The following is a 13438-nucleotide window of genomic DNA, read 5'->3' on the forward strand; positions in this document are numbered from 1 at the left end:
TCCGTAGCCTCACAGAGCTGCGTGACAGCTTCACGCGTTTTAGTTTGACGAGCGAAAGCACGGGCCATCGCGGCTCGATGCGGGATATTTCCAATGAACAGGATTGGTTTACATGCAGCTTGCACCGTATTGTGCGCTGTCATGCTCTCTTCGCCGTTGGCGTTCAGCCACGATGCGACAGCTTCATCCAAAAGCGCTGGATCGGAAACCGAGCATCATGATGCACATGTCCAACTGAGCGACCGTCAGGTCGAAGCCGGAAATTTCTCCGTTCAGGACGTCGCTCTCAGCGCATTAAGCAAACGCATCACCGTATCAGGCGCGATTGTGCCGAGCGGCGATCACATCGCCAGAGTCTCGGTCAGGTTGCTTGGCACCGTTGCCGAACTGCGCAAGCGCCTCGGCGACCCGGTGCAGGAAGGCGAGATCGTCGCAGTGATCGAAAGCCGCGAAGTGGCAGATGCCAAAAGCGGATACCTCGCAGCACGATTGGCATCCGATCTCCAGGAGACGTTGTTCACAAGGTCGAAGAGCCTGTTCGATTCCAAGGTACTGAGCGAGAACGATTACCTCCGCGCCCGTACTGCGTTCGAAGACGTCCGGATCAAACTCGAAGTGGCGCGGCAGAAGCTGTTTGCACTCGGCCTCACTGAGGATCAGATCGCATCGCTTCCTCAACAGCCCGTGGCAACGCTGCGGCGGCAGGAGCTTCGGGCGCCGATCTCTGGGCGTGTTGCAGAACGCCGGGTTGATCTCGGATCGCTTGTCGGGCGCGAGGGGCAGGAAAGTGAGCTATTCGTCATCGTGGACCTCAGGGTCGTCTGGGCCGAACTCGCCGTCCCAACCAGCGACCTCAACGCCATCAGCGAAGGCCAATCCATTCCCCTGACGCTCGGCAATCAAGTTGAGCCGATCCCCGCGACGGTCATGTTCGTTAGTCCATTGCTTGACAAGGATACGCGCCTTGCTCGCGTCGTGGCGTCCGTCGACAACGCATCCCATGGATTGCGTCCCGGCTCTTTCGTGACGGCGGAAATTCCACTGCGTACCACGTCGTCCGCCATCACCGTACCCAAGACAGCCCTTCAAACCATCAAGGATGAGGTCGTTGTCTTTGTACGAACGCCCGATGGCTTCGAGCCCCGCCGGATCACGACCGGTCGGGACGACCATCAATCGGTTGAAGTGACGTCCGGACTGTCAGCCGGCGAACAGATCGCGACAACCAATACGTTCATCCTCAAGGCAGAGCTCGGCAAGAGCGACGCCCAGCATCAGCATTAGGGGCTGGCTATGATCAGCCGCATTCTCGACTTTTCAATTGAGCGCCGATGGACAGTCGTTCTGCTCAGTGCCGTGTTGGTTGCTGTTGGCGCCTGGTCGCTGATGCGGCTTCCGATCGACGCCGTGCCCGACATCACCAACAAGCAGGTTCAAATCAACACGACAGCCTTTGCGCTCTCACCTGTCGAAATCGAGAAGCAGGTCACGTTCCGTATCGAAACCGCGATTGCGGGCATCGCGGGACTTGAAAGCACGCGCTCGATCTCACGCAATGGCTTCTCCCAGGTCACGGCCATCTTCAGCGAGCGGACGAACATCTACTTCGCCCGTCAGCAGATCAGCGAGCGGTTGGCCGAATTGCGCACCACGCTTCCGCCCGGCGCAGAACCAAGATTGGGGCCCGTTTCGACCGGCCTTGGTGAAATTTACATGTGGTCGGTCGCCTTTAAGCCACCAGCAACTGGCGTTCCATCAACCATCGGCAAATCGGGCTGGCAGCCGGACGGAACGTACCGCACACCCGAAGGCGATGTATTGCGGTCAGATATCGAACGTCAGGCCTATCTACGCACCGTGCAGGATTGGATCATCCGTCCGCAAATCAAGAGTGTTCCGGGAGTTGCGGGCGTTGATTCCATCGGCGGTTACGTCAAGCAATTCCACGTTCAGCCGGATCCAGCCAAACTGATTTCCCTCGGCTTGTCGTTTGGGGATGTCGCTCGTGCGATTGAAGCCAACAACGTTAGCCGCGGCGCAAGCACTGTCGAACGGAACGGCGAAGGCGTTGTGGTTCGCACGGGTGGCCGCTTAGAGACTATCGCCGATATTCTTGACGTTCCGGTCAGTACGCGAGGCGCGATACCGGTTCGTGTCCGCGACATTGCTGACGTGACCATTGGCGGCGAGATCAGAACGGGCAGCGCGAGCGAGGGCGGCCGCGAAGTCGTCATCGGCACCGCGCTGATGCTGATCGGCAACAACAGCCGCACCGTGGCTGCCGCCGTTGATGCCAGGATACAGGAGATTCGCCGGACGTTGCCTGCGGACATCCAGGTGAAAACCGTGCTCAACCGCACGCAGCTAGTTGACGCCACCATTCATACCGTTGCCAAAAACCTCGGCGAAGGAGCATTGCTCGTGATCGCCGTGCTATTCCTGCTGCTTGGCAATATTCGCGCCGCCTTTATTGCCGCTCTGGTCATTCCAGTTGCGATGCTGATGACGGCAGCTGGTATGCTGCAAAGCCGGATTAGCGCCAACCTGATGAGTTTAGGAGCGCTCGATTTCGGCCTGATCGTCGATGGCGCCGTGATCATCACCGAAAACGCGCTGCGCCATCTCGCCGAACGGCAGACAGCTCTAGGGCGGCCGCTTTCGCTCTCTGAGCGACTGACCACCGTTCGTGAAGCCGCTGAAGAAATGATCGCACCGAGTGTCTACGGTCAGGCGATTATCGTTCTCGTCTACGTGCCGCTCCTCACCTTCAGCGGGGTCGAGGGCAAGATGTTCGAGCCGATGGCACTGACCGTCATTCTCGCCCTTCTCGCGGCGTTCATCCTGTCGCTGACGCTGGTCCCGGCTTTGATCGCCGTCTTCGTGACGGGACGCGTGCAAGAGACAGACAACATCGCCGTGCGGCGCCTCAAATCGGGATATGCGCCCGTGCTTGCTCACGCCCTAAAATATCCGAAGCAGATTCTTGCCGGCGCGCTTGCATTATTTGTCACTGCGCTGGCGCTGTTTTCTCAGCTCGGACAGGAATTCATCCCAACCCTTGATGAGAAGAATATCGCGATGCACGCGCTGCGCATCCCCAGCACAAGCCTTGCCCAATCGCAAGCCATGCAGCTCAAGGTCGAGAACGCGATCAGTGCGCTGCCACAGGTCGATTTCGTGTTTTCGAAGACTGGCACGGCGGAGGTAGCGTCTGATCCGATGCCACCCAATGCATCCGATACCTTCGTGATCCTGAAACCGCAGGGCCAATGGCCTGATCCAAATCTCAGCAAAGAGGACCTGCTTCGACAGATGGAGCAAGCGGTCGAGGAACTGCCGGGTAACAATTACGAGTTCACCCAGCCGATCCAGATGCGGTTCAATGAATTGCTCGCGGGCGTGCGTGGCGATCTCGCGATTAAAATATTTGGCGACGACTTTGATGCGCTGCTGCGCGCGGCCAATCAGGTCGCGACCATCCTTCGTGCGACAAAGGGAGCTGCCGACATCAAGGTGGAGCAGGCCAGCGGCCTCGCAACGCTTGAGATCAACGTCGACAAGACTGAGGCCGCCCGGCGAGGACTAAGTCTCGCAGCCGTTCAGGACGTGATCGGGACTGCGATCGGAGGGCGCGAGGCTGGTGTTGTCTATGAGGGCGATCGGCATTTCGAGATCGTGGTGCGATTGCCCGAAATCATCCGGAATGATCTTGATGCTCTGAGAAATCTACCCGTGTCATTGCCGACCGCAGGGACAACGCCTTTGACTGTTCCGCTGGGTCAACTGGCGTCCTTCAAATTCCGTGAAGGCCCAAACCAAATCAGCCGCGAAAATGGCAAGCGCCGCGTCGTGGTGACGGCCAACGTGCGAGATCGGGACATTGCGTCTGTTGTCAGCGACGCGCGTGCCAGGATCGAGACACAAGTCGTCCTGCCGCCCGGCTACTGGATGTCGTGGGGCGGACAATTCGAGAATTTGGCCATGGCGCAGGAGAGACTGCTGGTTGTCGTGCCCATCTGCTTTGCGCTGATTTTCTTCCTGCTGATGGGCGCGCTGGGTTCGGCACGAGACGCGTTGCTGGTGTTCAGCGCGGTGCCGTTGGCCTTGACCGGAGGCGTATTGGCGCTCTGGCTGCGCGGGTCGCCATTCTCGATCTCGGCGGCCGTGGGCTTCATCGCCCTTTCAGGCATCGCTGTGCTCAACGGCCTTGTGATGCTCACATACATCAAGCAACTGATCGCGCAGGGCGTCGATCGCGTGGACGCAATTTACGAAGGCACTCTCGTCAGGCTGCGTCCCGTGGCCATGACGGCCCTTGTTGCTTCGCTGGGTTTCCTGCCCATGGCACTGGCGACCGGAACCGGAGCAGAGGTGCAACGGCCAATCGCAACGGTCGTCATCGGCGGGTTGATCAGTGCCACGTTGCTGACGCTCGTGGTGTTGCCGGCGCTCTATGTGTTGTTCGGAAGTGGCCAGACGACACATGCCCAGCTTCCCGAAGCACTGCGCGACGCGGCAGAATAGCATCCGCAATCAATAAAAAGCCCGCGGAAGCTGCTGCTTTCGCGGGCTTTGAATAGGCGAATTGCCTGCTATCGCGACTTGGTTTTGCCGCCGTTTTTCTCTGCCGCGCGGCGCATGGCTTCGGCGAGCGCACCGCCCCCGCCTGAATTATTATCCGGACGTGAACTTGTCCGCGGCTCGTTACGCCGTGGCGACGACATCCGCTGATTGTTGTCAGCGCGTGCTCCGCCTCCAGCCATGCGATCCGACTTACTGCCCACTTCGTCGTCAAGACGCAGCGTCAGCGAAATGCGCTTGCGCGGCTTGTCGACCTCGAGAACCTTAACCCGCACGATGTCGCCCGGCTTCACAACCTCGCGGGGATCTTTGACGAACGAGTGCGACAAGGCTGATACGTGCACCAGACCATCCTGGTGGACACCGATATCCACGAAGGCACCGAAAGCAGCGACGTTGGTCACCGCCCCCTCGAGTATCATACCGGGCTGCAGGTCGTTGAGGGTCTCAACACCTTCCTTGAAAACCGCCGCCTTGAAGGCCGGACGCGGATCGCGCCCTGGCTTCTCCAGTTCGCGCAGAATATCGGTGACCGTCGGCAAGCCGAATGTCTCGTCGACGAACGACTGAGGCTTCAACTGCCGCAACGCGTTGGCGTTGCCGATCACCGCCTTGATGTCGCTCTTGGTGGCTTCGAGAATTCGGCGCACCACCGGATAGGCTTCCGGATGCACGCCCGACGCATCCAACGGATCATCGCCATTCGGAATCCGCAGGAAGCCCGCGCACTGTTCGAAAGCCTTTGGCCCCAGACGCGGGACATCCTTCAGCGCTTTGCGCGAGCGGAAAGGACCATTCGCATCGCGATGTTGAACGATGCTTTGCGCCAGCCCCGGACCAATTCCGGACACGCGCGCCAGCAGCGGCGCGGACGCCGTATTGGCGTCGACACCGACCGCGTTCACGCAATCTTCGACCACCGCATCAAGCGAACGCGACAGCTTCGCCTCGCCGAGATCGTGCTGATACTGCCCAACGCCAATCGATTTCGGATCGATCTTCACGAGCTCCGCCAGCGGATCCTGAAGCCTGCGCGCAATCGACACCGCTCCGCGCAAGGTCACATCGAGCTCGGGCAACTCTTCGGACGCGAAGGCAGAGGCCGAATAGACCGACGCGCCCGCTTCCGACACCACGATTTTCGACATCTTGAGATCCGGCAGCAGCTTGACCAGTTCAGTGGCCAGCTTGTCGGTTTCACGGGACGCAGTGCCGTTGCCGATCGCAATCAGCTCAACCTTGTGCTGGTTGGCCAGCTTGCCGAGGATCGCGAGCGCCTCGTCCCAACGCCGCTGCGGCTCATGCGGGAAGATCGCTGTGGTCGCCACGACCTTGCCGGTTGCATCCACGACCGCCACCTTGACGCCCGTGCGATAGCCCGGATCAAGCCCCATCGTCGCACGTGTGCCGGCCGGAGCCGCGAGTAGCAAGTCGCGCAGGTTCGATGCGAACACACGCACGCCTTCTTCTTCCGCGGCCGTCCACAGCTTCAAGCGCATGTCGATATTGAGATGAATCTGAATCTTGGTGCGCCATGCCCAGCGCACGGTATCAACCAGCCAGCGGTCCGCGGGCCGTCCACGATCAGCGATCGCGAAACGCTGGGCGATACGAAGCTCATACGAGTTGGCGCTCGTCGAAGGAGCGGCGGACGCTTCCGGCTCGATATGCAGATCAAGCACCTCTTCCTTCTCGCCGCGGAACAGCGCGAGAATGCGGTGCGAAGGCAGTTTCACCAGCGGCTCGTTGAATTCAAAATAGTCGCTGAACTTCGCGCCGGCCTCCTGCTTGCCGTCGCGGATACGCGAGGTCACCACGCCGTTCGACCACAGTTGCTCGCGAAGCGCACCAATCAGGTCGGCGTCTTCCGCAAAGCGTTCCACGAGAATTGCGCGCGCACCTTCAAGCGCAGCAGCGGCATCTGCCACCTGCTTCTCAGCATTGACGAAGGACGCTGCCGCGGCCTGTGGATCGCTGTCCGGCTTAGACAGCAGCATGTCGGCCAAAGGCTCAAGTCCTGCTTCCTTCGCAATCTCGGCCTTGGTGCGACGCTTCGGTTTATAAGGCAGGTAAATATCTTCAAGGCGGCCCTTGCTGTCCGCCGCCATGATCGAGGCCTCTAGAGCCGCATCAAGCTTACCCTGCTCGCGGATCGAGTTCAGAATGACCGTACGCCGATCTTCGAGCTCGCGCAGGTAAGTCAGACGCTCTTCCAGCATGCGCAACTGGGCATCGTCGAGCCCACCGGTTGCTTCCTTGCGGTAGCGTGCGATGAACGGAACTGTCGCTCCCCCGTCGAGCAGTGCCACAGTGGCATCGATCTGCTCTTCACGAACGCCGAGCTCTTCAGCGATTTTCTGGTGAATGGTTTTTGCCACGCCCGCACCTACTTCTCAAACCGCGACTCACAAACCCGGCCGCCAAGGGAGGGGCATATGGGCTACAAGGAATCGATTCTTCAACCCCTGTATGACACCATTCAGCTGCTGTGCACGGCGAAAGTTTGTCTTGGATCGAGTACCGTTGCAGATAGATACGAACAGGCATAAACATCTGATAGTGTAGGAGAATTAGTCTTCCGCTCAATCGAGCAGCGCGTACCGTTCAAGAATATTTCTGGACTGCGCGCTTGGAATTCCTGGTTCTGGCAACCTAAAGCGGTGTTATCCCAACCAGATAGTGGTCGCCGTTATCACAAGCCCAGCGATTGCACCGGGACGGCGTTATGCAACCGTCCGCTCCCGAGCGGAAGACCAGCGCACGTCTTCGCTTGGGCCTTTAAATGCGTGGGTCTTCTCGTGCCACTTCCACGCTGTACGAATAATCGTCTTGAGATCGGAATGAGCGGGCTTGAATTGCATGACCTGCCGAGCAGACGTCGGGTCCGCGACAAGCATCGGCGGATCACCCGCGCGACGCGGACGGTAGATCAGCGGCATCGTGTGCCCTGTTTCGGAAAAAATCGCTGCGAGAATCTGTTTGACCGAATAACCGACGCCGGTCCCCAAATTATAGATTCCGCCTTGATGACCGGCCGTGAGCATGTCCACCGCTTGTACATGAGCGGCCGCGAGATCAGTAACATGAATGTAGTCTCTGACCGCTGTCCCATCGAATGTGTCGTAGTCGTCACCAAAAATACTGAAGTCGTCCAGATGTCCTTGCAGCGCCATCATGGCTCTGGGGATTAAATGTGTCTCGGGATCGCGTTGCTCGCCGGTGGCTCCCGAGGCATCTGCACCGCTGGCATTGAAATAACGGAAACAAATCGAATTGAGCCGATAAGCATTGCGATGGTCGGACAGGATTTCCTCGATCATCAGCTTGGATTTGCCGTAAGGATTGACGGGCTGTTTCGGATCAGTCTCGGAAATCGGATCAGCGCCGGCGTTGCCATAGACGGCGCCAGTGCTGGAAAAGATCAGGTGAGGACAATTCGCCTCCCGCATCGCCCGTAACAACGAAAGCGTGCCACCCACGTTATTCGAATAGTACTTCTGCGGATCAACCACGGATTCACCGACCGCGCTCACTGCTGCAAAATGCATAACAGCAGCGAAGTCGTGCGACCGGAAAACCGTCTCCAGCCGCTCTTGATCCTGGACGTCCCCCTCCAGCAGCGGCCCCCATTGCACGAAACGCCTGTGACCGGTGGAGAGATTGTCGAAACAGACCGGCAGATATCCGGCTTCAGACAAGGCCTTGCAGCAATGAGAGCCGATATAGCCGGCACCACCCGTTACCAACACCGTGCCGCGTCCCGTCATGGCCTCAACCTTGCCTGCAATGTCGACCGGCAGCCATTTAATTGGCTATTATTATCTGATTCAAGAAATTTAATTTCGATATATTTAATTGGATGGAATCTAGACAATCCAGCCGAACGAAAAGAAATATATCAGAAAATCAACAAGATAGCCGCCGACACAAGGGGCCTAATTGGGAGACCTGTCCCAGAACCGTGCCGCGACAATGCCGAGCGAGCCGCCGGCGAGTTTAATCAGAAGATCAGAAAATCGGGCATGACGGTCAGGCGTAAGAAGCTGGGATAGCTCGAGCACAACCGCACTCCCTAAAACGAGCATTCCGACGATGACCGAATGGCGAGGGTAAGCCAGCGCAAACAGCACCCCGGTGACCGCAAATGCCGCGATATGCTCAAAACCAACGCCTGCAACATGAGGACGAGCTCCAATCGGAGACAACGTTGCAAAAGCGATGAAGATGAGACTTAGCCAGGCCGCGACGGCAGCAAGTCTGCGATAGACGTTCACATCGCCACCCTGGTCAATAAATGAAAATCCCCGGTATTCAGCGATTTTAAATGTCGGCTCGCGGCCAAAGCAAGGTCCAAAACTTAAGCCCGCGTTAACGCTCCAAAAGGAGCATCCGCTGTAGGTTTCAAGCCGTGGCACTCGGCAGACTGCCGGTGCGGGTTATGCGGGCGGAACCGTCGGAATCTTCAGACCGGCATTAACAGCGCGGACCAGATGGTTTGGAAATTACTTTCACGAAACGACCGTCGCGCCTCGCGCGTGCCCGAGGGTGTGCGTATCTATGCCGTTGGAGATATTCACGGCCGCGCCGATCTTCTGGCTCCGATGCTGTCCCAGATCGAGATCGATATTGCGCTTCACCCGATTTCTCGGCCCGTTGTCGTTTTCCTTGGCGACTATATCGATCGCGGACCGTCCTCAAAGACCGTGCTTGACCTTCTCACCAACAACGACCTCCCCTTCGAGACCGTCTTTCTCAAGGGCAATCACGAGGCATTTCTTCTCAAGTTCCTGGACAACTCAGAAATTCTGGATGACTGGCGGCAGTGCGGCGGCCTCGAGACTCTGATTTCCTTCGGAATAAAGCCTCCGATCAATCCCGCGCCATATGAGCGCGCGCAACTGGCTCGCAGCTTGAGCGGCGCGCTGACCCCAGCGCATCGCCAATTTTTCGAAACGCTTCAGCCGACTTTCGTTTGTGGCGACTTCGTCTTTGTTCACGCGGGACTGCGGCCACTCGTTTCGATCGAAGACCAGAACGAGGATGATCTGCTCTGGATTCGCGACGACTTTCTGCTTTGGGACAAGGAATTCGAGAAGATCGTGGTTCACGGACATACACCCGTCCGCGAACCCGATATTCGAGCCAATCGCATCAATATCGATACCGGCGCCTTCGCAACAGGGCGGCTGACCTGCTTGACAATTGACGGTGCAGAGATCGCCACCCTTGTCGATGTGCAGGAATGGCTGCGTGGCTTGCCTCATCTCGGGTTGTCAGAGGACGGACACAATGGCCTGCCTGAATCAACACAAGCAGCAGCTATGAAAGATTCAACGCTTGCCAGCATCCACGTGAGAGCGATGGCAGCGCAACTCAGGATCCAGGGCCCTCATCTCGCAGCAGCCATTCACGCCAAACAGCTGAGGGAGTCCCTGTCTTTCTATGACAAAGACTCCCTCACGCGTCTTGATCCTCGTAAGCCAAAACTTGGCTAGTTCTCCTTAAACGCTCTCGATGCTTGATCCCGCAAAGGCTTCATCAAGTAAGACAATGCCGTTCGGCCACCTGTCTGGATGAATGCGTCAACGGGCATACCTGGCAGGAGCTTCGCGCCCCCCAGACGCTCGACTTCATCCGCCTTGAGCAGAATGCGGGCGACGTAGTAGCTGGTGCCTGTCCGCTGATCCTGCGTGAGATCCGCGGAAACGAGACTTACATCTCCCTTGATCTCCGGCGTCGTGCGCTGATTAAAAGCTGCAAATTTCAGGATAGCTGATTGCCCGAGATGAACGTGGTCGATGTCCTGAGGGGCAATCTTGACCTCGACAGCAAGCGCGTCAGCATCTGGAACGATCAGCATGATCTGCTCACCTGGCCCGATCACGCCGCCGATCGTATGTACGGAAAGCTGATGCACACGCCCATTTTGCGGTGCGCGGATATCGACGCGATTCAATTGATCGACGGCAGCGATCTTGCGTTCGGCAAGTTCGGCCAACTTTGACCGCACTTCGACGAGATCCTTACCCACCTCGCTCCGCAGATCCTGCTCGACCTGAATGATCTGAAGTGCGATTTCGGCCATCTTTCCCTTTGACTGCGCAATCATACCACTCAGCTGACTACGCTCGCCCTCGATACGAGCTGCATCACGCTCCAGAGCTGTGAGACGGGTGATCGGAACCAGATTTTTTTCCCGGAGGGTCCGCACGCCTTCCAATTCCTGCTGGATGAAGTCGACTTCTTTCTTCTTCGCTTCAACCTGTCCGAGATAGCCTTTGATCTCGTCTTCCAGCTGCGCACTACGCTCCTTCAGCTGTGATTTTTGCCCTTGGCGCGCCTGCCGACGCAATTCAAACAGACTGCGTTCGGACGAGACTGCGTGCGCCGCATCCGAGCTCGGCTGACGGGCTCGTTCCAGCAGCGAGGCAGGGAAAACCACTTCGTCGAGCCCGTCGCGCTCGGTTTCAAGGCGAGCCTGACGCGCCATGAATTCATCGACGTTCTTGGTGATGATCGATGCAGCCGCCTTGGTTTGCGTTTCATCGAGGCGCACCAGAATGTCCCCGGCGCGGACGCGGTCGCCATCGCGGACCCGCAGTTCACCCACAACACCTCCCGTGGGGTGCTGCACCTTCTTGACGCTGGAATCGACCACAAGGGTACCTTGCGCAATGACTGCGCCCGACAGCTCGGTGGTCGCGGCCCATCCGCCGATTCCGAACGTCACCATCATCACAAGGACGACGCCGACGATCAGATAGCGCTGGATGGAATGCTGGGCTGAATCGACCACCTTGTGGCTTGCAGACACGATCATCTGGTGGTTCATCGAGCCCTCCCACGATCCGCCGCCATTCGGAGTGGCACAGGCGTAGGCCGCAGAACTTTGTTTAGAACTTCTTCCTTCTCACCGAACGCCTGCGATGTACCGTCGGCAATTACCAGAACGTGGTCGACGCCATCGAGAGACTTAGGCCGATGCGTGACAACGATCACGATGCCCCCACGATTACGGACGTTGAGGATGGCCTTGGTCAGCGCCGCTTCGCCTTCCGAGTCGAGATTTGAACTCGGCTCGTCGAGCACCACCAGGAACGGATTGCCATAGAACGCCCTTGCGAGCGCAATGCGCTGACGTTGTCCGGCGGAGAGTGCCATGCCCCCCTCACCGATCTTCGTGCCGTACCCATCAGGGAAGGACAAAATCAGTTCATGCGCCCCGGCTGCGCGGGCAGCATCCAAAACCGCTGCCGGTGTCGCCTTCGGATCAAAGCGGGCGATATTCACTGCGACGCTTCCATCGAACAACTCGACGTCCTGCGGCAAATATCCGAGATGGCGGCCAAGTCCCTCAGGTGACCACTGATCGAACGTGGCGCCATCAATCCTGATCTTGCCATGTACCTGCGGCCACACCCCGACAAGCGCACGCGCGAGGGATGATTTTCCGGATCCGCTCGGCCCAATGATTCCCAGGCCCTGACCGCTGATCAGCGAAAACGAGACGTTATGAAGCACCGGCCGCTCAGCCCCCGGGGGCGCAACATGAATCCGGTCAACGGTCAATGACTGCTCCGGCGGCGGGAGTTCCATCGGCTCGCCTTCCTTCGGAAGCAGCGTCAGCAGCTGATCCAGGCGCTGAGCAGACTGACGCGCAGACACAAAACCCTTCCAATTGGCGATCGCCAACTCAACAGGGGCCAGTGCGCGCGACGTCAGAATCGAGCTGGCGATGATGATGCCTGCTGTCGACTCTCCATGGACGACCAGATAAGCGCCAACAGCAAGAACGCCGGACTGCAGAACCATGCGGAAAACCTTCGACATTCCACCAATGCCGCTTGCCACATCGTTGGCTGCCTCGTTTGCCGCCATGTAATTCTTGTTCACTTCGAGCCAGCGGGCCGCAGCCCGGTGCTTCATTCCCATGGCCCGCAACACTTCAGCGTTGCGCCGCCCCTCAACGGCAAGGGCGTTGCGGGACATCGCAAATATTGCTGATGCCTTGGTGGCAGCCCGCGTACGAATCTCAGTCAGGACCGTAAAGCCGACCAGCACGATGGCACCCGCCAAGGCGACCGTCCCGATCCAGAAATGGAAATAGAAGCAGATGCCGAGATAAAGTGGAATCCACGGCAAATCGAACAGCGCGGACGGACCGCCGCTGGCAAGAAAACTACGGACTTGATCGATATCGCGCAGCGGCTGCAAACCATCGCCGTCCCCGCGCGTTTTCAATGGCATACGGACGACAGCGTCAAAGACTCTGTGACCAAGCGTTTCCTCGAGAAAGCGGCCGATGCGGCCGCTGATACGGGTGCGGACCAGATCGAGTGCGCCTTGAAAGACGTACAGAATAATAGCCAGCGCCAGCAATGCGATCAGCGTCGGCACACTCCTGCTGGGCAATACGCGGTCGTAGACCTGCAGCATGAAGAACGAGCCGGTCAGCATCAACAGGTTGCTGAGACCGCTAAAAACGGCGAGGCCCCAAAACGCCTGTCGGCACGAGGCCAGAAAATTGATGACCTCCGACCTCTGTTGATGAAACGCGACAACCGAGCGCCGCGGTTGAGCGGAGAAAATAAGCGGCCTGACGCGTTCAACCGCCGTCCGCAATTCCTGACGTGAACGGGACGAAAAAGATTTCGCGCGTTCATACGCCCTGAAAACCTCGCGGGATGTCCTTGTGAATCCCTGTGACCGTGCAAAGCGCTGTATGGCAGCCGCGGCTGCAGTGGCCTGTGGCGCCCATTTCGGACTGGCCTCGGGTGCAGCCGTTTTTGCAGATTGCATTCCATTGTGCGGAGGAATTACCCCCCGTCGACCAGACTCGACCATCGTAGGTGCCCCA

The 13438-nt window shown here is 58.4% G+C and carries 8 protein-coding genes; 3 read left to right on the forward strand and 5 right to left on the reverse strand.

The features are described from left to right. Nucleotides 1-141 precede the first annotated feature (141 nt). Both ACZ5C3_RS24315 and ACZ5C3_RS24320 read left to right on the forward strand, forming a co-directional pair. Nucleotides 142-1284: an efflux RND transporter periplasmic adaptor subunit gene (locus tag ACZ5C3_RS24315; protein ID WP_464033701.1), complete on the forward strand. Its 1143-nt coding sequence runs from the start codon at nucleotides 142-144 to the stop codon at nucleotides 1282-1284. A 9-nt stretch (nucleotides 1285-1293) separates the two neighbouring features. Continuing rightward, complete coding sequence (locus tag ACZ5C3_RS24320; RefSeq protein WP_464044331.1) at nucleotides 1294-4524, forward strand: efflux RND transporter permease subunit; 3231 nt, start codon at nucleotides 1294-1296, stop codon at nucleotides 4522-4524. Between the two features lie 68 nt (nucleotides 4525-4592). On the opposite strand, the gene ACZ5C3_RS24325 is transcribed toward ACZ5C3_RS24320, so the two are convergent. The 3 genes from ACZ5C3_RS24325 to ACZ5C3_RS24335 all read right to left on the reverse strand — a co-directional run bounded on the left by ACZ5C3_RS24325 (nucleotide 4593) and on the right by ACZ5C3_RS24335 (nucleotide 8996). Next, complete coding sequence (locus ACZ5C3_RS24325) at nucleotides 4593-6959, reverse strand: Tex family protein (RefSeq protein ID WP_464044332.1); 2367 nt, start codon at nucleotides 6957-6959, stop codon at nucleotides 4593-4595. Nucleotides 6960-7304: 345 nt separating this feature from the next. Next, complete coding sequence (gene galE, locus ACZ5C3_RS24330; protein ID WP_464033703.1) at nucleotides 7305-8348, reverse strand: UDP-glucose 4-epimerase GalE; 1044 nt, start codon at nucleotides 8346-8348, stop codon at nucleotides 7305-7307. A gap of 168 nt (nucleotides 8349-8516) precedes the next feature. Then, entirely contained in the window at nucleotides 8517-8996 is a 480-nt protein-coding gene (locus ACZ5C3_RS24335; protein WP_464033704.1) for a VanZ family protein, read from the reverse strand. 75 nt (nucleotides 8997-9071) lie between these two features. On the opposite strand from ACZ5C3_RS24335, the gene ACZ5C3_RS24340 reads away from it, so the two are divergent. Continuing rightward, nucleotides 9072-10076, forward strand: a complete 1005-nt coding sequence (locus ACZ5C3_RS24340) for a metallophosphoesterase family protein (protein WP_464033705.1) — start codon at nucleotides 9072-9074, stop codon at nucleotides 10074-10076. Here the strand turns inward: ACZ5C3_RS24340 and ACZ5C3_RS24345 are convergent. Both ACZ5C3_RS24345 and ACZ5C3_RS24350 read right to left on the reverse strand, forming a co-directional pair. Further along, a complete protein-coding gene (locus ACZ5C3_RS24345) occupies nucleotides 10073-11413 on the reverse strand; it encodes an HlyD family type I secretion periplasmic adaptor subunit (RefSeq protein ID WP_464033706.1) in 1341 nt (446 codons plus the stop codon). The two genes, ACZ5C3_RS24340 and ACZ5C3_RS24345, sit on opposite strands and share 4 nt — an antisense overlap. Then, nucleotides 11410-13425 carry a type I secretion system permease/ATPase gene (locus ACZ5C3_RS24350; RefSeq protein ID WP_464033707.1) on the reverse strand — a complete coding sequence of 672 codons (2016 nt, stop codon included), beginning with the start codon at nucleotides 13423-13425 and terminating at the stop codon, nucleotides 11410-11412. The genes ACZ5C3_RS24345 and ACZ5C3_RS24350 overlap by 4 nt, the downstream gene beginning before the upstream one ends. Between the last annotated feature and the right edge of the window lie 13 nt (nucleotides 13426-13438).

This window comes from Afipia dichlorophenoxyacetatis, from assembly GCF_055386385.1.